Annotated in this window: 25 protein-coding genes; 19 read left to right on the forward strand and 6 right to left on the reverse strand. The window is 54.7% G+C overall.

The genetic code is table 11. The features are described from left to right. The first annotated feature begins 28 nt into the window (after positions 1-28). Positions 29-1,459 carry a 6-phospho-beta-glucosidase gene (locus E0L21_RS03420; RefSeq protein WP_131406785.1) on the forward strand — a complete coding sequence of 477 codons (1,431 nt, stop codon included), beginning with the start codon at positions 29-31 and terminating at the stop codon, positions 1,457-1,459. A 31-nt stretch (positions 1,460-1,490) separates the two neighbouring features. On the opposite strand, the gene flk is transcribed toward E0L21_RS03420, so the two are convergent. Continuing rightward, positions 1,491-2,498, reverse strand: a complete 1,008-nt coding sequence (gene flk, locus E0L21_RS03425; protein WP_170312048.1) for a flagella biosynthesis regulator Flk — start codon at positions 2,496-2,498, stop codon at positions 1,491-1,493. 111 nt (positions 2,499-2,609) lie between these two features. On the opposite strand from flk, the gene pdxB reads away from it, so the two are divergent. The 15 genes from pdxB (at position 2,610) to hisP (ending at position 16,813) form a co-directional block, all read left to right on the forward strand. Further along, on the forward strand, positions 2,610-3,746 hold the full coding sequence (pdxB, locus tag E0L21_RS03430) for a 4-phosphoerythronate dehydrogenase PdxB (RefSeq protein ID WP_131406789.1): 1,137 nt from the start codon (positions 2,610-2,612) through the stop codon (positions 3,744-3,746). Between the two features lie 64 nt (positions 3,747-3,810). Beyond that, positions 3,811-4,824: an aspartate-semialdehyde dehydrogenase gene (locus E0L21_RS03435; RefSeq protein WP_131406791.1), complete on the forward strand. Its 1,014-nt coding sequence runs from the start codon at positions 3,811-3,813 to the stop codon at positions 4,822-4,824. Continuing rightward, positions 4,824-5,636 carry a tRNA pseudouridine(38-40) synthase TruA gene (truA, locus tag E0L21_RS03440; RefSeq protein WP_131406794.1) on the forward strand — a complete coding sequence of 271 codons (813 nt, stop codon included), beginning with the start codon at positions 4,824-4,826 and terminating at the stop codon, positions 5,634-5,636. The genes E0L21_RS03435 and truA overlap by 1 nt, the downstream gene beginning before the upstream one ends. Before the next feature lie 27 nt (positions 5,637-5,663). Further along, the gene (locus E0L21_RS03445; RefSeq protein WP_131406796.1) at positions 5,664-6,323 is read left to right on the forward strand and encodes a DedA family protein; all 660 of its coding nucleotides are present in this window, start codon (positions 5,664-5,666) and stop codon (positions 6,321-6,323) included. A 103-nt stretch (positions 6,324-6,426) separates the two neighbouring features. Continuing rightward, positions 6,427-7,341: an acetyl-CoA carboxylase, carboxyltransferase subunit beta gene (gene accD, locus E0L21_RS03450; RefSeq protein ID WP_131406798.1), complete on the forward strand. Its 915-nt coding sequence runs from the start codon at positions 6,427-6,429 to the stop codon at positions 7,339-7,341. Positions 7,342-7,411: 70 nt separating this feature from the next. Further along, a complete protein-coding gene (gene folC, locus E0L21_RS03455; RefSeq protein ID WP_131406800.1) occupies positions 7,412-8,683 on the forward strand; it encodes a bifunctional tetrahydrofolate synthase/dihydrofolate synthase in 1,272 nt (423 codons plus the stop codon). Further along, positions 8,673-9,374, forward strand: coding sequence for a cell division protein DedD (dedD, locus tag E0L21_RS03460; RefSeq protein ID WP_131406802.1), 702 nt, complete (start codon positions 8,673-8,675; stop codon positions 9,372-9,374). Before folC ends, dedD begins: the two co-directional genes overlap by 11 nt. Before the next feature lie 210 nt (positions 9,375-9,584). Continuing rightward, positions 9,585-10,073 carry a colicin V production protein gene (cvpA, locus tag E0L21_RS03465; protein ID WP_007371056.1) on the forward strand — a complete coding sequence of 163 codons (489 nt, stop codon included), beginning with the start codon at positions 9,585-9,587 and terminating at the stop codon, positions 10,071-10,073. Positions 10,074-10,253: 180 nt separating this feature from the next. After that, complete coding sequence (purF, locus tag E0L21_RS03470) at positions 10,254-11,771, forward strand: amidophosphoribosyltransferase (protein ID WP_131406804.1); 1,518 nt, start codon at positions 10,254-10,256, stop codon at positions 11,769-11,771. A gap of 92 nt (positions 11,772-11,863) precedes the next feature. Beyond that, on the forward strand, positions 11,864-12,445 hold the full coding sequence (locus tag E0L21_RS03475) for a UbiX family flavin prenyltransferase (protein ID WP_131406806.1): 582 nt from the start codon (positions 11,864-11,866) through the stop codon (positions 12,443-12,445). Between the two features lie 272 nt (positions 12,446-12,717). Beyond that, positions 12,718-13,500 (forward strand): lysine/arginine/ornithine ABC transporter substrate-binding protein ArgT, encoded by a 783-nt coding sequence (gene argT / locus E0L21_RS03480; RefSeq protein ID WP_131406809.1) that lies wholly within the window; start codon positions 12,718-12,720, stop codon positions 13,498-13,500. A gap of 266 nt (positions 13,501-13,766) precedes the next feature. After that, complete coding sequence (gene hisJ / locus E0L21_RS03485) at positions 13,767-14,549, forward strand: histidine ABC transporter substrate-binding protein HisJ (protein ID WP_017458619.1); 783 nt, start codon at positions 13,767-13,769, stop codon at positions 14,547-14,549. Between the two features lie 83 nt (positions 14,550-14,632). Beyond that, positions 14,633-15,319: a histidine ABC transporter permease HisQ gene (locus E0L21_RS03490; RefSeq protein WP_131406811.1), complete on the forward strand. Its 687-nt coding sequence runs from the start codon at positions 14,633-14,635 to the stop codon at positions 15,317-15,319. After that, the gene (locus E0L21_RS03495; RefSeq protein ID WP_131406813.1) at positions 15,316-16,032 is read left to right on the forward strand and encodes an ABC transporter permease; all 717 of its coding nucleotides are present in this window, start codon (positions 15,316-15,318) and stop codon (positions 16,030-16,032) included. The genes E0L21_RS03490 and E0L21_RS03495 overlap by 4 nt, the downstream gene beginning before the upstream one ends. A 7-nt stretch (positions 16,033-16,039) precedes the next feature. Further along, on the forward strand, positions 16,040-16,813 hold the full coding sequence (gene hisP / locus E0L21_RS03500; RefSeq protein WP_131406815.1) for a histidine ABC transporter ATP-binding protein HisP: 774 nt from the start codon (positions 16,040-16,042) through the stop codon (positions 16,811-16,813). A gap of 6 nt (positions 16,814-16,819) precedes the next feature. Here hisP and E0L21_RS03505 read toward each other — a convergent pair whose 3' ends face one another. The 4 genes from E0L21_RS03505 to yfcG all read right to left on the reverse strand — a co-directional run bounded on the left by E0L21_RS03505 (position 16,820) and on the right by yfcG (position 19,644). Next, on the reverse strand, positions 16,820-17,386 hold the full coding sequence (locus tag E0L21_RS03505) for a hypothetical protein (protein WP_131406817.1): 567 nt from the start codon (positions 17,384-17,386) through the stop codon (positions 16,820-16,822). Between the two features lie 51 nt (positions 17,387-17,437). Then, a complete protein-coding gene (locus E0L21_RS03510; RefSeq protein WP_131406819.1) occupies positions 17,438-17,929 on the reverse strand; it encodes a GNAT family N-acetyltransferase in 492 nt (163 codons plus the stop codon). A gap of 68 nt (positions 17,930-17,997) precedes the next feature. Further along, positions 17,998-18,894 carry a TIGR01777 family oxidoreductase gene (locus E0L21_RS03515; protein WP_131406821.1) on the reverse strand — a complete coding sequence of 299 codons (897 nt, stop codon included), beginning with the start codon at positions 18,892-18,894 and terminating at the stop codon, positions 17,998-18,000. A gap of 120 nt (positions 18,895-19,014) precedes the next feature. Continuing rightward, positions 19,015-19,644 carry a GSH-dependent disulfide bond oxidoreductase gene (gene yfcG / locus E0L21_RS03520; protein WP_131406823.1) on the reverse strand — a complete coding sequence of 210 codons (630 nt, stop codon included), beginning with the start codon at positions 19,642-19,644 and terminating at the stop codon, positions 19,015-19,017. A gap of 140 nt (positions 19,645-19,784) precedes the next feature. On the opposite strand from yfcG, the gene yfcF reads away from it, so the two are divergent. The 3 genes from yfcF to yfcD are packed head-to-tail and all read left to right on the forward strand — an operon-like array spanning position 19,785 to position 21,636. After that, positions 19,785-20,429: a glutathione transferase gene (yfcF, locus tag E0L21_RS03525; protein WP_131406825.1), complete on the forward strand. Its 645-nt coding sequence runs from the start codon at positions 19,785-19,787 to the stop codon at positions 20,427-20,429. Positions 20,430-20,484: 55 nt separating this feature from the next. Next, complete coding sequence (yfcE, locus tag E0L21_RS03530) at positions 20,485-21,036, forward strand: phosphodiesterase (RefSeq protein ID WP_131406827.1); 552 nt, start codon at positions 20,485-20,487, stop codon at positions 21,034-21,036. Positions 21,037-21,090: 54 nt separating this feature from the next. Beyond that, positions 21,091-21,636, forward strand: a complete 546-nt coding sequence (gene yfcD, locus E0L21_RS03535; protein WP_131406829.1) for an NUDIX hydrolase YfcD — start codon at positions 21,091-21,093, stop codon at positions 21,634-21,636. A gap of 300 nt (positions 21,637-21,936) precedes the next feature. On the opposite strand, the gene pta is transcribed toward yfcD, so the two are convergent. Next, entirely contained in the window at positions 21,937-24,075 is a 2,139-nt protein-coding gene (pta, locus tag E0L21_RS03540; RefSeq protein WP_131406831.1) for a phosphate acetyltransferase, read from the reverse strand. Positions 24,076-24,105: the final 30 nt, after the last annotated feature.

The following is a 24,105-nucleotide window of genomic DNA, read 5'->3' on the forward strand; positions in this document are numbered from 1 at the left end:
GCTCACCATTGAGCGAAAGGAGAGAAATATGCCTGGGTTTAAAGCGGATTTTTTATGGGGTGGCGCTGTTGCCGCACATCAACTGGAAGGCGGCTGGCAGGAAGGCGGTAAAGGCGTGAGTGTTGCCGATGTGATGACCGCTGGCGCGCACGGCGTACCGCGTGAAATTACCGACGGTGTGCTGCCCGGTAAAAATTATCCCAACCATGATGCCATCGATTTTTACCATCGCTACAAAGACGACATTAAGCTGTTCGCCGAGCTGGGTTTTAAATGTTTTCGCACCTCCATTGCCTGGACGCGTATTTTTCCGAAAGGCGATGAGCTGGAGCCAAACGAAGCCGGGCTGCAATTCTATGATGATCTGTTCGACGAATGCCTGAAATACAACATCGAGCCGGTGATTACCCTTTCGCATTTCGAAATGCCGTATCACCTCGTCACCGAATATGGCGGCTGGCGCAACCGTAAATTAATCGACTTCTTTGTGCGTTTCGCCAATGCCGTTTTCACCCGCTACCGCAGCAAGGTGAAATACTGGATGACCTTTAACGAAATCAATAATCAGGCCAACTACCACGAAGATTTCGCGCCGTTCACTAACTCCGGGGTGAAGTACCAACCCGGCGAAGATCGCGAAGTGATCATGTATCAGGCTGCGCACTATGAGCTGGTGGCGAGCGCGCTGGCGGTAGAGGCCGGGCATAAAATCAATGCGGATTTTAAAATTGGCTGCATGATCGCCATGTGCCCGATTTACCCGTTAACCTGTGCGCCGGACGATATGATGATGTCGGTGGTGGCGATGCACCGCCGCTACTGGTTTACCGATGTGCACGTGCGTGGTTATTACCCGCAACACCTGCTCAATTATTTCGCTCGTCGTGGTTTCAAACTCGACATTACTGACGATGATTTGCAGATCCTCACGCGTGGCTGCGTCGACTATATCGGCTTCAGTTACTACATGTCTTTCGTGACCAAGGCGAAAGAAGACAACCCGCAGCTGGATTATGACGAAACCAAGAGCCTGGTGCCGAACCCGTATGTCAAAGCGTCAGACTGGGGCTGGCAAATCGACCCGGTTGGTCTGCGCTATTCGCTGAACTACTTCTACGATATGTATCAATTGCCGCTGTTTGTGGTGGAAAACGGTTTTGGCGCGATTGATAAGCCTGAAAGCGACGGCGTGGTCAATGACCAGTACCGCATTGACTATATGCGTAACCACATCAGCGAAATGAAAAAAGCGGTAGTGGAAGATGGCGTTGATTTAATGGGCTACACGCCATGGGGTTGCATCGATCTGGTTTCGGCGGGCACCGGTGAAATGAAAAAACGTTACGGTTTAATCTATGTAGATAAGGACAATGACGGCAACGGCACGCTGGCGCGCAGCCGTAAGAAATCGTTCTGGTGGTATCAGGACGTGATCAAACATAACGGTGACAATCTGTAAAAGCGAATCCCCTCCAGCGGAGGGGATTTTTTTAACTGAGTAGCCAGAAAAGAAACGCCACGATCAGCAGGGCGATAAAGAAGAAACCCGGACGGGTGGAAATTGCTTTAACCGTCTCCACAATCGGTGCCACAAATGGGCTGTAAATCGGCTGAATATCGCGCACTTCAATCATCCCCGACGCCCGCTCGGTGCGGCGCAGGAAGACCTGATTAAGAATATCCTGCACTTGCGCGGTGGTTAGCACGGTCTGCGGCGTCGCTTGCCAGGTTTGCTGTGCGTACTCGGTAATGCTGCGCATCTCGTTGTTATCCAACGGCTGCTTCAGCACGGTCTGGATGATATGCAGCGTCGGTGCGGGATGCGTGCTCAATGTCTGGCGTGCCTGCAACCAGGTCATCAGCGGCGTAAAGTGTTTTGCCGGGATCAGCTCGCCGTTTTTCACGCCGGAAAGCTCCAGCATTGACTGCCAGATAAGCTTGCCGGATTCGCCCGTCGCCGCCGCCAGTTTGGTGACCGCCTGGTTGAGCGAGTTGTGCTCCGCGGGCAGCAATGGGCGCTCGGTTGCCGGGCGCTGTTGCGGCTGCGGAATAGTTATCTGGTTGTTTTGCAACATTGTCAGCACAGTTTTCAACTGCTGCGGCGTCAGATGGCTTAGCGCCGTCTGCCCGAACTGCTGGCGAATAAAATCACTCACCGCCTGGCGATTATTCCCCTGGCTCAACAGCTCCGTCAACTGTGAAACCACCTGGCGATTTGTGTGGTTTTGTGTTGCCGTCTCTACGCGCTGGTTGAGGTTCTGTTCCGCTGCTGGAAAATGGCGGGAAAGCAGCGGCGTGTCGTTCTTCAGCCCTAAATCGTGCTTAACGCCCGCCCAGACTTCTGCGCTCTGCTGCTGGGTTAGCGCAATCAGGCGAATAACCAGACGCTCCAGCACGGTGCGTTGCATTGTTGATAACGGCTGTTCGCCGATATTATTGGCGGCCTGAGCAGGCTCTTGCCCGGGAGGGCGCGCGGGGGCACCCTGAATGGGTTGAATCATGGTTTCCTCTTACTCTCGCGTGGCGGTGGCGGCATTGCGGGTATGCCCGGCCGCGAGATTATGGCACACTTGCGCGCTCAACTCCCGTTCTCAAACAGGTACTGAAGCGTGAAAATCCTTGTTGATGAAAATATGCCTTACGCCCGCGATCTTTTTAGTCGTCTGGGTGAGGTTAAAGCGGTTCCCGGTCGCCCGATTCCCGTAGCGGAACTGGCTGATGCGGACGCCTTAATGGTGCGCTCTGTCACGAAGGTGAATGACGGTTTATTACAGGGCACGGGGATCAAATTTGTCGGCACGGCGACGGCGGGTACCGACCATGTTGATGAGGCGTTTTTGCAACAGGCGGGAATTGCCTTTTCCGCCGCACCGGGTTGTAACGCGATTGCGGTCGTCGAATATGTTTTCTCCTCGCTGCTGATGCTGGCGGAGCGCGATGGCTTTGCGTTGCAGGATCGCACCGTGGGGATCGTTGGCGTAGGTAACGTGGGTGGTCGCCTGCAGACGCGGCTGGAAGCGTTCGGCGTTCGCACATTGTTATGCGATCCGCCGCGCGCCGATCGTGGCGATGAAGGGGATTTCCGCAGCCTGGATGAACTGGTGCGCGAAGCCGATGTGCTGACATTCCATACGCCGCTGTTTAAAGACGGGCTGTATAAAACGCTGCACCTGGCCGATGACGCGCTGCTTTCTCGCCTGAAGCCTGGCACAATTCTGATAAATGCCTGTCGCGGGCCGGTGGTGGATAACGCTGCGCTGCTGCACCATTTGCAGGCCGGGCAGGCGTTGAGCGTGGTGCTGGACGTTTGGGAGCCGGAGCCGGATCTGAATGTCGATTTGCTTAACCTCGTTGATATCGGTACGGCGCATATCGCCGGTTACACTCTTGAAGGCAAAGCGCGCGGCACCACGCAGGTGTTTGAAGCCTTTAGCGATTTTATCGGCAAGCGCCAGCAAGTGGCGCTGGATACGCTGCTGCCCGCACCGGAATTTGGCCGCATTACGCTGCATGGTCCGCTTGATCAGTCAACGCTAAAAAGGCTGGTGCATTTGGTGTATGATGTGCGCCGCGACGATGCACTGCTGCGAAAAGTAGCGGGCACGCCGGGGGAGTTTGACAAGTTGCGCAAAAATTACTTAGAGCGCCGCGAATGGTCATCGCTGTATGTGCAGTGCGATGACGCCAGCGCTGCCGCGCTGCTGCAAAAGCTTGGCTTCAACGCCACGCACAACCCGGTTCGTTAATGTCATCTTAATGCTCCCTGCCGAATACTTCGGCGGGGACGCTTTTTTCCTGGAGTAAATCACCATGTCTGAAGGCTGGAATATTGCCGTTCTCGGCGCCACGGGTGCTGTCGGAGAAGCCTTGATCGCAACGTTAGCGGAGCGCCAGTTCCCGGTTGGCGAATTGTATGCGCTGGCCAGAAGCGAAAGTGCGGGTGAAAACCTGCGTTTTGCCGGTAAAACCGTGCGTGTGGAGGATGCTGCTGAGTTTGACTGGACGCAGGTGCAACTGGCTTTTTTCGTCGCGGGAGCACAGGCTTCCGAAACATATATTGAAGAGGCGACTAACGCAGGATGTCTGGTGATCGACACCAGCGGTCTGTTTGCTCTGGAACCCGATGTACCGCTGGTGATGCCGGATGTTAACCCATTCGTACTGGCGGATTACCGTAATCGCAACATCATTGCCGTGCCGGACAGCCTGACCAGCCAACTGCTGGCGGCGTTGAAACCGCTGATTGATGAAGGTGGTATATCGCGCATCAGTGTGACCTGTTTACTGTCCGTATCCCGTAATGGCAAGCAGGCGGTGGACGCGCTGGCCGGGCAGAGCGCCAAGCTGTTAAATGGTATCCCGATTGATGACGATGACTATTTTGGTCGCCAACTGGCGTTCAATATGCTACCGCTGCTGTCGGACAGCGAAGGCATCGTGCGCGAAGAGCGGGTTCTCATCGATCAGATGCGCAAAATTTTGCAGGATGAAGGGCTGATGATCTCGGCTAATTGCGTGCAGTCACCGGTGTTTTACGGCCACGCGCAGATGGTGAACTTTGAAGCGATGCGCCCGCTGGCGGCGGAAGAGGCTCGTGACGCGTTCAGCCGCGTTGAAGATATTGCGCTCTCTGAAGCGGGGGATTATCCGACCCAGGTCGGCGATGCTTCCGGTCAGGCGCATCTTTCTGTGGGTTGCGTGCGTAACGATTACGGTATGCCGGAGCAGGTGCAGTTCTGGTCGGTTGCCGATAACGTGCGTTTTGGCGGAGCGCTGATGGCGGTGAAAGTTGCCGAAAAACTGGTGCAGGAGTACCTGTACTGATGCAGGACGAGCTGAAAGCGCCGGTCTACAAAATCGCTCTTGGCATTGAGTACGACGGCAGCAAGTATTACGGCTGGCAGCGTCAGCAGGAAGTACGCAGCGTGCAGGAGAAGCTGGAGAAAGCGCTCTCGCAGGTGGCTAACGAGCCGATTAATGTGTTCTGCGCCGGACGTACCGACGCAGGTGTGCACGCAACTGGCCAGGTGGTGCACTTTGAAACTACTGCGCTACGCAAAGACGCAGCCTGGACGCTGGGCGTAAATGCGAATTTGCCTGGTGACATCGCGGTACGTTGGGTAAAAGATGTCCCGGATGATTTTCATGCGCGTTTTAGCGCTACGGCTCGCCGTTACCGCTACGTCATCTACAATCATCGTTTGCGTCCGGCCGTCCTCGGTCATGGCGTTACGCATTATCACCAGCCGCTGGACGCAGAGCGTATGCACCGTGCGGCGCAGTGCCTGCTTGGTGAAAACGACTTTACCTCGTTTCGGGCGGTGCAGTGCCAGTCGCGTACGCCGTGGCGTAACCTTATGCATATCAACGTCAGCCGCTACGGTGCTTATATTGTGGTCGATATCAAAGCCAATGCCTTTGTACATCATATGGTCAGGAATATTGTCGGCAGCCTGATGGAAGTAGGCGCCCACAACCAGCCGGAGAGCTGGATAGCAGAGTTGCTGGCGGTAAGGGACAGAACGCTGGCGGCAGCAACGGCGAAAGCGGAAGGGCTCTATCTGGTGTCGGTGGATTATCCCGCACGCTTTGAGCTTCCCGCTGCGCCAATGGGCCCGCTGTTCCTGGCGGACTAGTCGCAATTTAAAAAGGCATAACCAGACATGGACTTAATACACTTCCTCATTGATTTCATCCTGCATATTGATGTGCACCTGGCGGAGCTGGTAGCGCAATACGGCATCTGGGTTTACGCCATTCTGTTCCTGATCCTGTTTTGTGAAACCGGCCTGGTGGTGACACCGTTTTTGCCGGGTGATTCGCTGCTGTTTGTTGCTGGCGCGCTGGCCTCGCTCGGCACTAACGATCTGAATGTCCATATGATGGTGGTACTGATGTTGGTTGCCGCGATTGCGGGCGATGCGGTGAACTACACCATAGGACGTGTGTTCGGTGAGCGTTTATTCAGCAATCCGGATTCAAAGATTTTCCGTCGCAGCTATCTCGATAAAACGCATCAGTTTTATGAGAAACACGGTGGCAAAACGATTATCCTGGCGCGTTTTGTCCCGATCGTGCGTACTTTTGCACCTTTTGTCGCAGGCATGGGGCATATGTCCTATCGCCACTTCGCGCTGTTCAATGTGGCTGGCGCGCTGCTGTGGGTGTTACTGTTCACCTACGCAGGATATTTCTTTGGCACCATCCCGGCAATCCAGGAGAATCTTAAGCTGCTGATTGTGGGAATTATCGTGGTGTCTATACTTCCCGGAGTGTTTGAAGTTATTCGTCACCGCCGCGCCGCGTCGCGACAGGTAAAATAAGAAGTCAGTGGCGGTTCGACCACTTTTTTATCCCAAGTTGCGAACCGTTATGTTTTAATGTGCACCATTTATGGGCTACCAGGTTCATGTATAAAGGTTATCAATGAGCTGGATTGAAAGAATTAAGAGCAATATTACCCCCACCCGTAAGGCGAGCATCCCTGAAGGCGTGTGGACAAAATGCGACAGCTGCGGCCAGGTGCTGTATCGCGCCGAGCTGGAGCGTAACCTTGAGGTCTGCCCGAAATGTGACCACCACATGCGGATGTCAGCGCGTAATCGCCTGCATAGCCTGCTGGATGAAGGTTCACTGGTAGAACTGGGTAGCGAACTTGAGCCAAAAGATGTGCTGAAGTTCCGCGACTCCAAAAAGTACAAAGACCGTCTGGCGACCGCGCAGAAAGAAACTGGCGAGAAAGACGCGCTGGTGGTGATGAAAGGCACGCTGCACGGCATGCCGGTTGTGGCAGCGGCGTTTGAGTTTGCCTTTATGGGCGGCTCAATGGGTTCGGTTGTCGGCGCGCGTTTTGTGCGTGCGGTCGAGCAGGCGCTGGAAGACAACTGCCCGCTTATCTGCTTCTCCGCTTCCGGCGGCGCACGTATGCAGGAAGCGCTGATGTCGCTGATGCAGATGGCGAAAACCTCTGCCGCGCTGGCGAAAATGCAGGAGCGCGGTCTGCCGTATATCTCCGTGCTGACCGACCCGACCATGGGCGGCGTCTCCGCAAGCTTCGCGATGCTGGGCGATCTGAACATCGCTGAACCGAAGGCGCTGATTGGTTTTGCCGGTCCGCGCGTTATCGAGCAGACCGTGCGTGAGAAACTTCCGGCAGGTTTCCAGCGCAGCGAATTCCTGATTGAAAAAGGTGCGATCGATATGATTATCCGCCGCCCGGAACTGCGCCTTAAACTGGCGCGTATTCTGGCGAAGCTGATGAATCTGCCGTCGCCGGAACCGGAAGATACGCTGACGGGCACGGTGATGCCGTCACCGACCGATCAGGAAGGCGAAGCCTGATAATACCGAAGGGCAGAGCCGACAGGCTCTGCCCTTTTGCTTTTCAAACCGTACATTATCAACGGGCACCATGGACACAAAACGCATTCCGCAAGCCACGTCGCCCCTGGCCGCGTGGCTTTCTTATCTGGAAAATCTGCACAGTAAAACCATCGATTTGGGCCTTGAGCGCGTAAGCCAGGTGGCGGCGCGTCTCGATGTGCTCCGTCCCGCGCCGTTTGTCTTTACCGTTGCCGGAACCAATGGCAAAGGTACGACCTGCCGCACACTGGAATCCATCTTGCTGGCTGCGGGTTACCGTGTCGGCGTTTACAGTTCGCCGCATCTGGTGCGTTACACCGAACGCGTACGTGTGCAGGGTGATGAGCTGGCCGAGAGCGCACATACCCACTCTTTTGCCGAAATCGAAGCTGTGCGTGGCGATATTTCGCTGAGTTATTTTGAATACGGCACTCTGTCGGCACTGTGGCTGTTTAAACAGGCGCAGCTCGATGTGGTGATTCTGGAAGTCGGCCTTGGTGGTCGCCTGGATGCGACCAATCTGGTTGATGCTGATGTCGCCGTTGTCACCAGCATTGCGCTTGATCATACCGACTGGCTGGGGCCGGATCGGGAAAGTATTGGCCGCGAAAAAGCGGGTATCTTCCGCCGCGGTAAACCGGCGGTGGTTGGCGAACCAGACATGCCGCACACCATTGCCGATGTGGCGCAGGAAAAAGGTGCGCAACTGCTGCGCCGCGACGTGGACTGGCAGTATGAAGTGAGCGCAGATAGCTGGCGTTTTCGCGATGCGCAGGGCGAGCTGAACGGATTGCCGCTACCGCAGGTGCCGCAGCCAAATGCCGCCACCGCGTTGGCCGCGCTGCGCGCCAGCAAACTGGCGGTGAGCGAGCAGGCTATCCGCGATGGCATCGCCAGCGCGATTTTGCCCGGACGCTTCCAGATTGTGAGCGAGTCGCCGCGTCTTATCCTCGATGTCGCGCATAATCCTCATGCGGCAGGCTATCTTGCCGGGCGCCTTTCCGCGCTACCGAAAACCGGGCGCGTGCTGGCGGTGATTGGCATGTTGCATGATAAAGACATCGCCGGAACGCTTGCCTGTCTGGAGCCGGTGGTCGATAGCTGGTATTGTGCCCCTCTGGAAGGGCCGCGCGGTGCAACAGCGGAACAACTGCTGGCGCATCTGCAAAACGGCCGTGCATGGCCGGATGTCGCGCAGGCCTGGCAGGCGGCAATGGCGGACGCCGACGCCTGTGATACCGTGCTAGTGTGTGGCTCGTTCCACACGGTGGCACATGTCATGGAAGCGATGGAAAAAGCGGGGAGAACCGGTGGCAAGTAAGTTTCAGAACCGTTTGATGGGAACCATTGTGCTGGTCGCGCTTGGGGTGATTATTCTCCCTGGGCTACTCGACGGGCAGAAAAAGCATTATCAGGATGAGTTCGCGGCGATCCCGCTGGTGCCGAAACCCGGCGATCGCGATGAGCCCGATATGATGCCTGCGGCAACGCAAGCGTTACCGGCGCAGCCGCCGGAAGGTGCAGCGGAAGAGGTGCGCGCCGGGAACGCGGCAGCGCCATCGCTGGATTCGTCGCGCCTGGCGGGGAACGGCAGCCCGGATCCGGAAGTCACCAGTACGCCGGTAGAACAGCCAAAGCCAAAACCTGTCGAGAAGCCGCAGCCAAAACCGCAACCGCAGCAGCAGGCGCAACCGCCTGCCGCACGTGAGCAGCAGACGGCGACCAACGACGCGCCGGCAAAAGCGCAGGAGGATAAATCCGCGCCGACCGGTAAAGCGTATGTCGTGCAACTGGGCGCGCTGAAAAACGCCGATAAAGTGAATGAAGTGGTGGGCAAATTGCGTGGCGCGGGGTATCGCGTTTACACGTCGCCGACGACGCCGGTTCAGGGTAAAATTACCCGCATTCTGGTGGGACCGGATGCATCACGGGACAAGCTAAAAGATTCACTCGGCGAGCTTAAACAGATCTCAGGTTTAAGCGGCGTTGTCATGAACTATAGCGCGAATTAATGGCTGATCCTTGCCTCGCTTTGCGACATAAGAGGGCGAGGGAAGCCAATAATTAACACGCCCGAAGAGGCCAAAGTTCCGATGGCGTTGAATATTTTTTCAGCGCCATTTTTATTTCCGCGCGGGAAGGAAATCCCTACGCAAACGTTTTCTTTTTCTGTTAGAATGCGCCCCGAACTGGACGACAGGGCGTAAAATCGTGGGACACATATGGTCTGGATTGATTACGCCATCATTGCGGTGATTGGTTTTTCTTGTCTGGTAAGCCTGATCCGCGGCTTTGTTCGTGAAGCGTTATCGCTGGTGACATGGGGCTGTGCTTTCTTTGTCGCCAGTCATTACTACACTTACCTGTCTGTCTGGTTCACGGGCTTTGAAGACGAACTGGTGCGCAATGGCATCGCCATTGCAGTCCTGTTTATCGCGACGCTGATTGTTGGCGCTATCGTTAACTATGTGATCGGTGCGCTGGTGGAGAAAACCGGCCTGTCGGGTACTGACAGGGTGTTGGGGATCTGTTTTGGCGCGCTACGCGGCGTGCTGATCGTCGCCGCCATTCTGTTCTTTCTGGATACCTTTACAGGCCTGTCGAAGAGTGAAGACTGGCAGAAGTCGCAGCTTATCCCGCAATTCAGCTTCATCATCAGATGGTTCTTTGACTATCTGCAAAGCTCGTCGAGTTTCTTGCCCAGGGCATAAACCCTGAGATGTGGCTTAGAGTTTGGTGTATTAGGCTATTTTACTCGCCATTTTGAACCTGGGCAGTGCTCACAATCCTCGCGTACTACATGTACGCTCCGGTTGTTGCGCGCTGTCCGTGTTCAAACTGTCTTCGACAATTACGCCTACTAAACCAAACTCTTAACGAGGAAAAGACGTATGTGCGGTATTGTCGGTATCGCCGGTTTTATGCCGGTAAACCAGTCGATTTATGACGCGTTGACGGTGCTTCAGCACCGTGGGCAGGATGCTGCGGGCATCATCACGATTGATGCCAATAACTGTTTCCGTCTGCGTAAAGCGAACGGCATGGTGAGTGATGTATTTGAAGCCCGCCATATGCAGCGTATGCAGGGCAATATGGGTATTGGTCACGTACGTTATCCCACTGCGGGCAGCTCCAGCGCTTCAGAAGCGCAGCCTTTTTACGTTAACTCCCCGTACGGCATTACGCTTGCGCACAACGGCAATCTGACCAATGCGCACGAGCTGCGTAAAAAGCTGTTCGAAGAGAAGCGTCGCCACATTAACACCACCTCTGATTCTGAAATCCTGCTCAATATCTTTGCCAGTGAGCTGGATAACTTCCGCCATTATCCGCTGGAAGCCGACAACATTTTTGCCGCCATTGCCGCCACCAACCGCCAGATCCGCGGTGCATACGCTTGTGTAGCAATGATTATCGGCCACGGTATGGTTGCGTTCCGCGATCCGAACGGTATTCGCCCGCTGGTGCTGGGCAAACGTGAGCTCGGCGATGGCCGCACCGAGTATATGGTCGCTTCTGAAAGCGTGGCGCTTGATACGCTGGGCTTTGAATTCCTGCGCGATGTCGCGCCGGGCGAAGCGGTGTATATCACTGAAAAAGGCCAGTTGTTCAGCCGCCAGTGCGCGGACAACCCGGTCAGCAACCCGTGCCTGTTTGAGTACGTTTACTTTGCGCGTCCGGACTCCTTTATCGACAAAATTTCCGTCTACAGCGCGCGTGTGAACATGGGCACTAAACTTGGCGAAAAAATTGCCCGCGAATGGGAAGATCTGGATATCGACGTGGTTATTCCGATTCCGGAAACCTCCTGCGATATCGCACTGGAAATCGCCCGTATTCTCGGTAAGCCGTACCGCCAGGGTTTTGTGAAAAACCGCTATGTCGGCCGTACCTTCATCATGCCGGGCCAACAGTTGCGCCGTAAATCTGTGCGCCGCAAACTGAACGCCAACCGCGCTGAGTTCCGCGATAAAAACGTGCTGCTGGTGGATGATTCCATCGTACGAGGCACCACTTCAGAGCAGATTATCGAGATGGCGCGCGAAGCTGGCGCGAAGAAAGTCTATCTCGCTTCTGCCGCCCCGGAAATTCGTTTTCCGAACGTCTACGGTATCGATATGCCAACGGCAAATGAGCTGATTGCGCACGGTCGTGAAGTGGATGAAATCCGCCAGATCATCGGCGCTGACGGGCTGATTTTCCAGGATCTTAACGATTTGATTGACGCGGTGCGCGCCGAGAACCCGGATATTCAGCAGTTTGAATGTTCGGTATTTAACGGTATCTACGTCACCAAAGATGTTGATCAGCAATACCTGGATTATCTCGACTCCTTGCGTAATGACGATGCCAAAGCGGTGCAACTTCAGAACGAAGTGGAAAGTTTAGAGATGCATAACGAAGGTTGATCCTCCTGCGCCCCTCGCTCTGAGGGGCGCAAGCTGTTGCAACGCCCTCTATAATCAGGCAAAGTTCGTGCGTGTAAAAAGGGGCAACAATCATGAAACGACTCATAGTGGGTATCTCAGGTGCCAGCGGTGCGCTCTACGGCGTGCGTCTGTTGCAGGTGCTGCGTGACGTGGCGGAAGTCGAAACCCATCTGGTCATGAGTCAGGCCGCTCGCCAGACCCTCGCTCTGGAAACCGACTACTCGCTGCGTGATGTACAATCGCTGGCGAACGTGGTGCATGACGCGCGCGATATTGCTGCCAGTATCTCTTCTGGCTCGTTTAAAACCGCAGGCATGGTGATTTTGCCGTGCTCGATCAAAACCCTTTCCGGCATTGTTCACAGTTATACCGACAGCCTGCTGACCCGTGCGGCGGACGTGGTGCTCAAAGAGCATAGACCGCTGGTGCTGTGCGTGCGTGAAACGCCGTTGCATCTCGGACACCTGCGATTGATGACACAAGCGGCGGAACTGGGCGCGGTGATTATGCCGCCGGTTCCGGCGTTTTATCATCGCCCGCAGAGTTTGCAAGAGGTGGTTGATCAGACGGTAAACCGCGTGCTGGATCAGTTCGATATTGAATTACCGCAAGACCTTTTTACTCGCTGGCAAGGGAGCGATGTCGCAAAATAGTGCGCGTCATACCGGCATGCGCTTTTTTGGGGCAATTCTGCAAGCGCGATCATATCCTCAACATTTAATCCTCTTTTCGCTGTGTTAGCACTGCGGTTCGTTCAGCAGAGCTGCTATCTTTCATCATTAAGTAAGTTTGCAACGTTTTATTAACAAATTTAACGCGGTGTTTTTTAACGCGCGGGAAAGTGGCATAAGACGTGCAAGGTAACTACCAGCAACACACAACACAACGTAATACAAAATAAAAACAGAACACTTGAGGGTAATGTATGAAGAAGACGGTTCTTGCTCTGTCTTTACTGCTGGGTCTGTCGGCGACAGCCAGCGTTTATGCAGCGCTTCCCCAGACGGTACGCATCGGTACGGATGCAACTTACGCACCGTTCTCATCGAAAGATGCGAAAGGGGACTTCGTGGGTTTTGATATCGATCTTGGCAATGAAATGTGCAAACGCATTCACGTGAAATGCACTTGGGTGGGTAGCGATTTCGACGCGCTGATCCCGTCGCTGAAAGCGAAGAAAATCGATGCCATCATCTCTTCTCTGTCGATTACCGAAAAACGTCAGCAAGAGATCGCCTTCTCTGACAAACTTTACGCCGCAGATTCCCGCCTGATCGCCGCTAAAGGTTCGCCGATTCAACCGACGCTGGAGTCGCTGAAAGGTAAGCATGTTGGCGTGTTGCAAGGCTCGACGCAGGAAGGTTACGCCAATGACAACTGGCGCAGCAAAGGCATCGATGTGGTGGCTTATCAGAACCAGGATCTGATCTATTCTGACCTCGCCGCAGGTCGTCTGGACGCCGCGTTCCAGGATGAAGTTGCCGCCAGCGAAGGCTTCCTGAAACAGCCTGCCGGGAAAGATTTCGCTTTTGCTGGTCCGTCAGTAAAAGACAAAAAATACTTCGGTGATGGCACCGGTATCGGCTTGCGTAAAGATGATACCGAGCTGAAAGCCGCCTTCGACAAAGCGTTTGCCGAACTGCGCAAAGACGGCACCTACGACAAACTCGCCAAGAAATACTTCGACTTTAACGTCTACGGCGATTAAGACTGGCCGACCCGCTATGCCGGGTCAAAAGGGAAAACTGTGCCATGCCGGGAAATCGGCATGGTGCAGAGATACGGTGGATGTTCCAAAACGGTGCATTGAATGCTTCGTATTGGTGCGTGGGTGCATAGTTAAGCATTCAGAATGCAAATAACAGCCATTATGCAGCCATAATTTTTTGCCTTAACGGGGCATAAAGTGGCACGATAACGACACCGTATTGTTACGATAATTCCCTTAGGGAAGACAGTCTGTTGAGGATAATGATGAAAAAACTGGTGTTATCTCTTTCTCTGGTGCTCGCTTTCTCCAGTGTTTCCAACGTGTTCGCCGCCATTCCGCAAAAATTACGTATCGGTACCGATCCCACCTATGCGCCTTTCGAATCGAAGAATGCGCAGGGGGAATTAGTGGGTTTTGATATCGATCTGGCAAAAGAACTCTGTAAACGCATTAATACGCAATGTGTGTTTATCGAAAACCCACTCGACGCGCTGATCCCGTCTCTGAAAGCGAAAAAAATCGACGCCATTATGTCGTCGCTCTCCATTACGGAAAAACGCCAGCAGGAAATTGATTTTACCGACAAGCTCTACGCGGCGGATTCCCGCCTGGTGGTGGCGAAAGATTCTGATGTTCAGCCGGAGCTGGACAAACTGAAAGGCAAACGCATTGGTGTGCTGCAAGGCACCACGCAGGAAACTTACGGCAACGTGCATTGGGCACCGAAAGGGGTGGAAATTGTCTCCTATCAAGGGCAGGACAATATTTACTCCGACCTGACAGCAGGTCGTATCGACGCCGCGTTTCAGGATGAAGTGGCCGCCAGCGAAGGTTTCCTGAAAACCCCGCAAGGCAAAGCCTACAAATTTGGTGGCCCTTCCATTAAAGACGAAAAACTGTTTGGCGTCGGTACCGGTATGGGCGTGCGCAAAGGCGATACTGAACTGCGCGACGCGCTCAATAAAGCCTTTGCAGAGATGCGCGCTGACGGGACTTACGAAAAGCTGGCGAAGAAATACTTTGATTTCGATGTTTACGGTGGTTAATACCACGCGTGATTAACGTGCGGCCCCTCCCGCTGCGGGAGGGGAAGAGACACGGCGACACCACACACGACAGGACTGGCTGCATGTTGTACGGGTTTTCACAAGTAATTTTACAAGGCACGCTGGTCACGCTGGAACTGGCACTCAGTTCCGTGGTGCTGGCGGTACTGATTGGCCTGGCGGGTGCGGGCGCGAAGCTCTCGAAAAACCGGCTACTCGCGCTGATCTTTGAAGGCTACACCACGCTTATCCGCGGTGTGCCGGATCTGGTGCTGATGCTGCTTATTTTTTACGGCCTGCAAATTGCGCTCAATGGCATTACCGATGCGCTGGGCATGGGCCAACTGGATATTGACCCGATGGTGGCGGGTATTATCACCCTCGGCTTTATCTACGGCGCCTATTTCACTGAAACCTTCCGTGGCGCCTTTATGGCGGTGCCGAAGGGGCACATTGAAGCTGCAACTGCCTTCGGTTTTACTGGTCGCCAGATTTTCCGCCGCATTCTGTTTCCGGCGATGATGCGTTACGCGCTGCCGGGCATTGGCAATAACTGGCAGGTGATCCTCAAAGCTACCGCGCTGGTCTCGCTGCTGGGGCTGGAAGATGTGGTCAAAGCCACGCAGCTCGCAGGAAAAAGCACCTGGGAGCCCTTCTATTTCGCGATTGTCTGCGGCGTCATTTATCTCATTTTTACAACGGCTTCCAATGGCGTACTGCTTCTGCTCGAACGTCGCTACTCGGTGGGTGTGAAGAGGGCTGACTTGTGATCGAGATTATTCAGGAGTACTGGAAATCCCTTCTGTGGAGCGACGGCTATCGCCTGACTGGCGTGGCGATCACGCTGTGGTTGCTGATTTCCTCGGTGGTGATGGGCGGCGTGATGGCGGTATTTCTGGCTATCGGGCGCGTTTCCAGCAATAAATTTATCCGCTTCCCGATTTGGTTATTCACCTATGTGTTTCGCGGCACGCCGCTGTATGTGCAACTGCTGGTGTTTTACTCCGGCATGTACACGCTGGAAGTGGTGAAGGGCACCGAGCTGCTGAACGCCTTTTTCCGCAGTGGCCTTAACTGTACGGTGTTGGCGCTTACGCTCAACACCTGCGCCTACACGACAGAAATTTTCGCCGGTGCGATCCGCTCTGTGCCGCACGGTGAAATTGAAGCGGCGCGCGCATATGGTTTCTCCTCGTTCAAAATGTATCGCAGCATTATCCTGCCGTCGGCGCTGCGCATCGCGCTGCCTGCCTACAGCAACGAGGTCATTTTGATGCTGCACTCCACTGCGCTGGCTTTTACTGCCACGGTGCCGGATCTGCTGAAAATTGCTCGCGATATTAACTCTGCGACCTACCAGCCGTTTACCGCGTTTGGTATTGCCGCAGTGCTGTATCTGATTATCTCTTATGTGCTGATCAGCCTTTTTCGCAAAGCGGAAAAGCGCTGGCTTCAGCATATGAAACCTTCTTCGACGCACTGAGAACACGATGTCTGAGAATAAATTAAACGTTATCGATCTACACAAGCGCTACGGCGAGCATGAAGTGTTGAAAGGGGTCTCGTTGCAGGCGAATGCAGGTGATGTGATTAGCATCATCGGTTCTTCCGGCTCCGGTAAAAGTACGTTTCTGCGCTGCATTAACTTTCTCGAAAAACCGAGCGAAGGCTCGATCGTGGTTAACGGGCAGAATATCAATCTGGTGCGCGACAAAGACGGCCAGTTAAAAGTCGCCGACAAAAACCAGCTGCGTCTGCTGCGTACGCGCCTGACGATGGTGTTTCAGCATTTCAATTTGTGGAGCCATATGACGGTATTAGAAAACGTCATGGAAGCGCCCATCCAGGTGCTGGGCTTGAGCAAGCAGGAAGCTCGCGAACGTGCGGTGAAATACCTGGCGAAAGTCGGCATCGATGCGATGCAGCAGCAGAAATACCCGGTGCATTTATCCGGTGGTCAGCAGCAGCGTGTTTCTATCGCGCGTGCGCTGGCGATGGAGCCGGAAGTGCTGCTGTTCGATGAACCCACCTCGGCGCTGGATCCGGAACTGGTGGGGGAAGTGCTGCGCATCATGCAAAAGCTAGCAGAAGAGGGGAAAACGATGGTGGTGGTGACCCACGAAATGGGATTTGCGCGCCATGTTTCCACTCACGTTATCTTCCTGCATCAAGGCAAGATTGAAGAGGAAGGCACACCGGATGAGTTATTCGGCAATCCGAAAAGCCCGCGTTTGCAGCAGTTCCTCAAAGGTTCGCTTAAATAAAGCTCCTTAAAGGGAAGGTGGCGCGACAGGCCACCATCCCTGCGGGATGCCGTTCGCTGAGATAAAACGATAATGAGTAAATACGGCGCCTCTGGCGCTGACGCGTTTTTCCAGCTGTACTTTCTGTGCGCCAGGCACAACGATGGCATCGCGTGTGCATAGCTCAATCGGGCGCTGAAGCCACTCGTCATAGAAACGTAACCCGGCTTCGCAGTACTTACTCTTACTGATTGGCGGGCCAGGGTGACCAATCGAGAAAGCCACTTCGCTGTGTACCATCTCGTTTGCGCTATAGCGCACCCAGGCTTCCGGCACATTCCACAACATCAACTCTGCGAACAAAAAAACGCCCATAAACGTCAGCAGCCGGGTTTTGTTGCGGGTGACTTTTTTCCTGCTGCACCAGGTTGCTAATAACGCCCCCAGCACGGCAATCGCCAGCATCACCAGCGTGTCCGGCGCGCCCGCTTGCAGGTAGACTTTATGGCTGAGCCTGCTGGTAAAAAGTATCCAGATAACCCAGGCTGCAAACAGCACCAGGTAAAGCCAAAACCGCGTTTTGCTGGATTTCATCCCTTCTGTTTTCCTCTCTTTTAACGTGCATGTCAGCGCAGTGTGTAAGCCTTATTTTTCCCGCCGGTAAACCCAGTCGTCATAATACTCACCGTGGAGCAGATACACTTTTTCCAGCACCTGCACGCGGGTAAAGCCGCTCTTTTCCAGCACCCGTACCGATCCTTGATTGTCTGCTAGTACCCACGCATTCAGCGCATTCACTTTGCTCTGTGAAAAAACGTAATCACAGAGCGCTTGCAGCGCTTCGGAGGCGACGCCGCGTCCCTGGGCTGCTGGTGCAACCGAATAGCCGACATCGGCTTCCTGCGAGTTATGCTGGCTGATGCGCAGGCCGATATCGCCAACCGCGCTGTGTTGGTCGCGAATAATAAAGGCATTGCTGTCCCGCAGGCGATCGTCAAACAGGGTTCGGATTTGCGCCCTGGAGGCGATTTCGGCCATATAGCGCATCACGCTGTCACATGAGCGCAGGTGCAGAAAAAACGGCCAGTCGGATTCCTGAAATGAAGAGAGGGCAAAGCGGGGTGTGTGCAACGTCATGAAATCGCCTTTGCGGTGATAAAGCGCTTTAGCTTACCACCGCAAGCAAAGTTCGGATGCCACGAAAATTAGGAGGAAACCACATCTCCCATCGCTTCTTCTAGATCGTACCAGCGGAAGGCAAACCCGGCGGCTTCGAGGCGTTTTGGCAGTGCGCGTTGGCCGCCAAGCACCAGCACGGAGGATTCACCCATCATCAGGCGCACCGCAAATGCAGGCGCGCGCATAATGGCCGGACGGTGCAGCACATGGCCGAGCGTATGCGAGAACTGCTCATTACGAACCGGGTAGGGTGAAACCATATTGAACGGCCCGCGCAGGTCGTTATCCAGCAGCCAGAGAATGCCGTTGACCATATCATCAATATGGATCCACGCCAGATATTGGCGACCATCGCCAATGGGGCCACCAAGGCCAAGACGGAACAGCGGCAGCAGCTTACCGAGAATGCCGCCTTTCGGTGCGAGCACCACGCCGGTGCGCAGCAGGCAAACCCGGGTGCGATCGCTTTGCGCTTCACAGGCGATTTGCTCCCAGCGGGCGCAAAGCTTATGCGTAAATTCGTTATGTGGCGGTTCTTCCTCAGTCACCACGACTTCACCGAGATCGCCGTAGTAACCGGCGGCTGAACCGGAGATCAGCACCTGTGGCGGCGTGTCGCTGGCGTTGATCAAATCGGCAATCCGCTGGGTTATTTGCCAGCGGCTGTTGCACAAGCGCTGTTTTTGTTCCTCGCTCCAGCGCTTATCGGCAATGGGTTCACCAGCCAGATTGATCACCGCATCGACATCATTCAGGTTGGTCAGCTCGTTCAGTCCTTTTAACAGGCTTACGCGCGCATCAAGCAACTGCTGTGCTTTTGCGGGGTTGCGCGTTACCACGGTTATACTGTGTTTTAGCTCCAGCAGGCGGGGGATCAGATGACGACCAATCAGGCCAGTTCCGCCGGTAATCAGTATCTTCATGTTTCCCTCCAGGATGTGTGTGCCTTTCCTCAGCATATGTGACTCAGTAAAACCCGCATGCGATGGCGGGCACATTTTGCATCAAATTTTTCAGCAATGTGAAGAGGTTACCCGTAATGCTTATACTTGTTGAGCCTTCAGTAGCGCCCTTTCGGTCGCTGGACGTGTACGAATACGCTCAAACCAGTTAAATACCGCCGGGTAATCCTCCAGATCGACGCGCTGGCGTGAATGGGCATTGATCCACGGCCAGGCGGCAATATCGGCAATGCTGTAATGCTCGCCTGCCAGCCACGGTACCCGCTCAAGGCGCTTATTCATCACCTGATATAAACGCTGGGTTTCAACCTGGTAGCGCTCAATGGCGTAGGGTACCGGTTGCGGTGCAAAGTGGTTAAAGTGGTGGTTCTGTCCGAGCATCGGCCCCAGCCCGCCAACCTGCCAGAACAACCATTGCAGCGTAAGATAGCGTTCGCGTAGTTCGCCGCTAAGTAATTTCCCCGTTTTCTCCGCCAGATAAAGCAGGATTGCTCCGGATTCGAATATGCTAAGCGGCGCACCGCCGTCGGCGGGGAGATGGTCGACAATGGCCGGAATTTTGTTGTTAGGGGAGATGCTCAAAAAGTCGGGGCGAAACTGATCGCCTTTGCTGATATCCACGCGAATCAGGCGATATTCCAGCTCCGCTTCTTCCAGGAAAAGCGTTATTTTATGACCGTTTGGTGTGGGCGCAAAATAGAGATCTATCATCAAAGCTCCCGTTATACGGAAAAAGAAACGTCTGAGTTTGAGTATAGGTGTTACCTCTGATGCGTGAACTTTCATCAAGTGACAGGGCGCACAGGACGTTATATTTTGAAGAAAAATCCCAACTATTGAACGAGGATGTTATGAGCGAACCGGCTATCACCTTATGGTCTGACGCAGAGTATTTTTCCCCGTATGTGCTGTCGGCGTATGTCGCGCTACATGAAAAAGGGCTGCCCTTTACCCTGAAAACCGTCGATCTCGAGAGCCACGAGCAACTCGCGCCAGGCTGGCCGGGTTTCACGCTGACGCAACGAGTGCCGGTGCTGGAGATTGAAGGTTTTGAACTCTGTGAATCCACAGCGATTGACGAATATCTGGAGGAGCGCTTCGCCCCGCCGGAGTGGGAGCGTATTTACCCCCACGATCTGCAAAAACGCGCACGCGCCCGGCAAATTCAGGCCTGGCTGCGTAGCGATTTAATGCCTATCCGCGAAGAGCGTTCTACAACAGTCGTGTTTGCCGGAGCCAAAAAAGCGCCGCTCAGCGCTGCCGGGCAGGCGAGCGCCGCGAAGCTGTTCGCTATTGCTGGTGAGTTGCTGGCGCATGATAAACCGAACCTGTTTGGCGAATGGTGTATCGCCGATGTTGACCTGGCATTGATGCTGAACCGGCTCGTGTTGAACGGTGACAAAGTACCGGAGCGGCTGGTGGATTACGCCACCTTCCAGTGGCAACGCTCATCGGTCCAGCGCTTTGTTGCACTTTCCGCTAAGCGCGCAGGCTGATAAGCCTGGCGACTTCCGTTATTATGGGGCGCTTTCTTCCACATGAGGTGCAGTGATGAAACTGATGTTTGCATCAGATATTCATGGGTCGTTGCCCGCGACGGAACGCGTGCTGGAATTGTTCGCGCAAAGCGGTGCCCGCTGGCTGGTGATCCTTGGCGATGTGCTGAATCACGGCCCGCGCAATGCGTTACCTGAAGGCTATGCGCCAGCGCAGGTTGCGGACCGTTTGAACGAACAGGCCGGTCGGATTATTGCCGTACGCGGCAACTGCGACAGCGAAGTGGATCAGATGCTGCTGAAATTCCCGATGACAGCGCCCTGGCAGCAGGTTTTACTGCCTGAACGTCGCCTGTTTTTGACACATGGTCACCTCTTTGGCCCGGATGACGAGCCGCTACTGGCACCGGGCGATGTGCTGGTCTATGGTCATACCCATATCCCCGTTGCCGAGAAACGTGGCGATATTTTCCACTTCAACCCCGGTTCGGTCAGTATCCCAAAAGGCGGGTTTGCGGCCAGCTACGGCATGCTGGAAGAGGACGTATTGCGCGTTATCACACTTAATGATCAGCGGGTTATTGCACAGGTCACGATTAATCCGTAAGTTACCTTTCAACCGAAACGCGCCAACAGAGCGCCCTAAAGAGAAGATTTCCCGATGGTGGAACAGAGTCATTTTGCAGGCATGGAGTGGGTGGATATTGTCAATGAAGACAATGAGGTGATAGCGCAGGCCAGCCGGCAGCAAATGCGGGCTCAATGTCTGCGTCACCGCGCAACCTACATTGTGGTGCATGATGGGATGAGCAAAGTGCTGGTGCAGCGTCGCACAGAGATCAAAGATTTTATGCCCGGTATGCTGGATGCCACCGCTGGTGGAGTGGTGCAAGCAGGGGAAAACCTGCTGGATTCCGCGCGCCGCGAAGCGGAAGAAGAGTTAGGCATCGCGGGTGTGCCGTTTGCCGAACATGGCCAGTTTTACTTTGAAGATGAACACTGTCGGGTCTGGGGCGGATTGTTTAGCTGCGTTTCCCACGGGCCGTTCGCATTGCAGGAAGAAGAAGTTAGCGAAGTATGCTGGATGACGCCGGAAGAGATCACCGCGCGCTGCGACGAGTTCACCAATGATTCATTAAAAGCGCTGGCGCTGTGGATGACGCGCAATGCCAGCAACGATGTGGAAACGATGCAGGAAGCGGAGTAACTCATTTCTCTATGACAGACAAAACGCCGGCGTTAATGGCGTTTTGTTTTCTTCTCGCAGGCACTCTGCTGCGATACACGAAGCAAAAATGCACCTTCAAAGCATGCGGTATTGATTGCACTAGGAAGGGCGTACCGGCGTACTTAACAAGAAGCCTCTGCCAGTTCCGTGAGATTTGAATCCAAAGACAATCAGGCAGAGCCAGGCGAGTTGATGATAGTGCCCGCAGGACGTGGTTTTCTGTTTGTAGAATAAAAAAGGCGACCTGATGGTCGCCTTTTTGTTGCTGGTTAAAGCAGATTACTGCTGTGAAGCCTGGATCGCGGTCAGTGCGATGGTGTAGACGATGTCGTCTACCAGCGCGCCACGGGACAGGTCGTTAACCGGTTTGCGCATGCCTTGCAGCATCGGCCCGATGGAGATCAGGTCGGCAGAACGCTGTACCGCTTTGTAGGTGGTGTTACCGGTGTTCAGATCCGGGAAGATGAACACGGTAGCGCGACCTGCAACCGGAGAGTTCGGCGCTTTGGATTTCGCAACGTCAGCCATTACCGCAGCGTCATACTGCAGCGGACCGTCGATTACCAGGTCAGGACGTTTTTCCTGCGCCAGACGCGTTGCTTCACGCACTTTCTCTACATCGCTACCTGCGCCGGAGTTACCGGTGGAGTAGGAGAGCATTGCCACGCGCGGTTCGATACCGAACGCGATGGCGGAATCCGCAGACTGAATGGCGATTTCTGCCAGCTGTTCAGCGGTCGGATCCGGGTTGATTGCGCAGTCACCGTACACATAAACCTGTTCCGGCAGCAGCATAAAGAACACGGAGGAAACCAGTGAGCTGCCCGGTGCGGTTTTGATCAACTGCAACGGCGGACGGATGGTGTTCGCGGTGGTGTGCACAGCACCGGAAACCAGACCATCAACTTCGTCCTGTTCCAGCATCAGCGTGCCGAGAACCACGTTGTCTTCCAGCTGTTCGCGGGCGACGGCTTCGGTCATCCCCTTGCTCTTACGCAGCTCAACCAGGCGAGCAACGTAACTTTCACGTACCACTTCTGGATCGACGATTTCAATTCCGGTGCCCAGCTCAACGCCTTGCGCAGCGGCAACGCGGTTGATCTCGTCCGGGTTACCCAGCAGGATACAGGTCGCGATACCACGTTCAGCGCAGATAGCAGCGGCTTTCACGGTACGCGGTTCGTCGCCTTCCGGCAGAACAACACGTTTGCCCGCTTTGCGCGCCAGCTCAGTCAGCTGGTAACGGAAGGCCGGCGGAGAGAGACGACGGCTGCGTTCAGAGGTCGCGGTCAGAGAATCAATCCACTGGGTGTTGATATAGCTAGCCACGTATTCCTGAACGTTTTCGATACGCTCGTTATCGTCAACCGGAACTTCCAGGTTGAAGCTCTGCAGGCTCAGAGAGGTCTGCCAGGTGTTGGTGTTGACCATGAATACCGGCAGGCCGGTGGCGAATGCACGTTCGCACAGTTTGCGAACGCTGGCGTCCATTTCGTAACCGCCAGTCAGCAGCAGCGCACCGATTTCCACGCCGTTCATCGCTGCAAGGCAAGCGGCAACCAGCACGTCCGGACGGTCTGCGGAAGTCACCAGCAGTGAGCCCGGGCGGAAGTGTTCCAGCATGTGCGGAATGCTGCGTGCACAGAAGGTGACGGATTTCACGCGGCGGGTTTTGATATCGCCTTCGTTAACGATGGTTGCATTCAGGTGATGCGCCATGTCGATTGCGCGAGTAGCAATCAGATCAAAACTCCACGGCACAGCGCCCAGCACTGGCAGTGAGCTGGTTTCTTGCAGTTTCGCCGGATCGATATGAACCACTTTTGCTTTGGACGAGTCATCGAAAATTTCTGACAGGTCAGGGCGGGTACGCCCTTGCTCATCAACCGGGGCGTTCAGTTTGTTAACAATCACGCCGGTGATGTTGGTATTTTTCGTGCCGCCAAAGCTGTTGCGGGTCAGTTCGATACGCTCTTTAAGCTGTTCTTGCGTGTCGGTGCCCTGAGACATTACAAACACGATTTCTGCGTTCAGCGTTTTCGCGATTTCAAAGTTCAGCGATTGTGCGAACTGATGTTTACGCGTCGGAACCAGGCCTTCAACCAGCACCACTTCAGCGTCTTTGCTGCTTTCGTGATAACGGGCGATGATCTCTTCCATCAGCACGTCTTTCTGGTTGCTGGAGAGCAGCGACTCAACGTGGCTCATTTTCAGCGGTTCTGCTGCGGTCAGGCCAGAGTTAGCACGCACAATAGTGGTGGTCTGGTCTGGCGCATCGCCACCGGCGCGCGGCTGGGCGATCGGTTTAAAGACGCTCAGACGAACGCCTTTGCGTTCCATAGCACGGATAACGCCAAGGCTGACGCTGGTCAGGCCGACGCTGGTTCCGGTAGGGATCAGCATAATAATACGGGACACAGTTAATCCTCTTTCGTTACCGTCTGGCAA

The sequence above is a fragment of the Kosakonia quasisacchari genome, from assembly GCF_004331415.1.
Lineage (GTDB): Bacteria > Pseudomonadota > Gammaproteobacteria > Enterobacterales > Enterobacteriaceae > Kosakonia > Kosakonia quasisacchari.

Coding starts and splice junctions, on each gene's coding strand:
- E0L21_RS03420 (WP_131406785.1), top strand. CDS start 29: ATGCCTGGGTTTAAAGCGGATTTTTTATGGGGTGGCGCTGTTGCCGCA.
- E0L21_RS03435 (WP_131406791.1), top strand. CDS start 3,811: ATGTCTGAAGGCTGGAATATTGCCGTTCTCGGCGCCACGGGTGCTGTC.
- truA (WP_131406794.1), top strand. CDS start 4,824: ATGCAGGACGAGCTGAAAGCGCCGGTCTACAAAATCGCTCTTGGCATT.
- E0L21_RS03445 (WP_131406796.1), top strand. CDS start 5,664: ATGGACTTAATACACTTCCTCATTGATTTCATCCTGCATATTGATGTG.
- accD (WP_131406798.1), top strand. CDS start 6,427: ATGAGCTGGATTGAAAGAATTAAGAGCAATATTACCCCCACCCGTAAG.
- folC (WP_131406800.1), top strand. CDS start 7,412: ATGGACACAAAACGCATTCCGCAAGCCACGTCGCCCCTGGCCGCGTGG.
- cvpA (WP_007371056.1), top strand. CDS start 9,585: ATGGTCTGGATTGATTACGCCATCATTGCGGTGATTGGTTTTTCTTGT.
- purF (WP_131406804.1), top strand. CDS start 10,254: ATGTGCGGTATTGTCGGTATCGCCGGTTTTATGCCGGTAAACCAGTCG.
- E0L21_RS03475 (WP_131406806.1), top strand. CDS start 11,864: ATGAAACGACTCATAGTGGGTATCTCAGGTGCCAGCGGTGCGCTCTAC.
- argT (WP_131406809.1), top strand. CDS start 12,718: ATGAAGAAGACGGTTCTTGCTCTGTCTTTACTGCTGGGTCTGTCGGCG.
- hisJ (WP_017458619.1), top strand. CDS start 13,767: ATGAAAAAACTGGTGTTATCTCTTTCTCTGGTGCTCGCTTTCTCCAGT.
- E0L21_RS03490 (WP_131406811.1), top strand. CDS start 14,633: ATGTTGTACGGGTTTTCACAAGTAATTTTACAAGGCACGCTGGTCACG.
- hisP (WP_131406815.1), top strand. CDS start 16,040: ATGTCTGAGAATAAATTAAACGTTATCGATCTACACAAGCGCTACGGC.
- E0L21_RS03505 (WP_131406817.1), bottom strand. CDS start 17,386: ATGAAATCCAGCAAAACGCGGTTTTGGCTTTACCTGGTGCTGTTTGCA.
- E0L21_RS03510 (WP_131406819.1), bottom strand. CDS start 17,929: ATGACGTTGCACACACCCCGCTTTGCCCTCTCTTCATTTCAGGAATCC.
- E0L21_RS03515 (WP_131406821.1), bottom strand. CDS start 18,894: ATGAAGATACTGATTACCGGCGGAACTGGCCTGATTGGTCGTCATCTG.
- yfcG (WP_131406823.1), bottom strand. CDS start 19,644: ATGATAGATCTCTATTTTGCGCCCACACCAAACGGTCATAAAATAACG.
- yfcF (WP_131406825.1), top strand. CDS start 19,785: ATGAGCGAACCGGCTATCACCTTATGGTCTGACGCAGAGTATTTTTCC.
- yfcE (WP_131406827.1), top strand. CDS start 20,485: ATGAAACTGATGTTTGCATCAGATATTCATGGGTCGTTGCCCGCGACG.
- yfcD (WP_131406829.1), top strand. CDS start 21,091: ATGGTGGAACAGAGTCATTTTGCAGGCATGGAGTGGGTGGATATTGTC.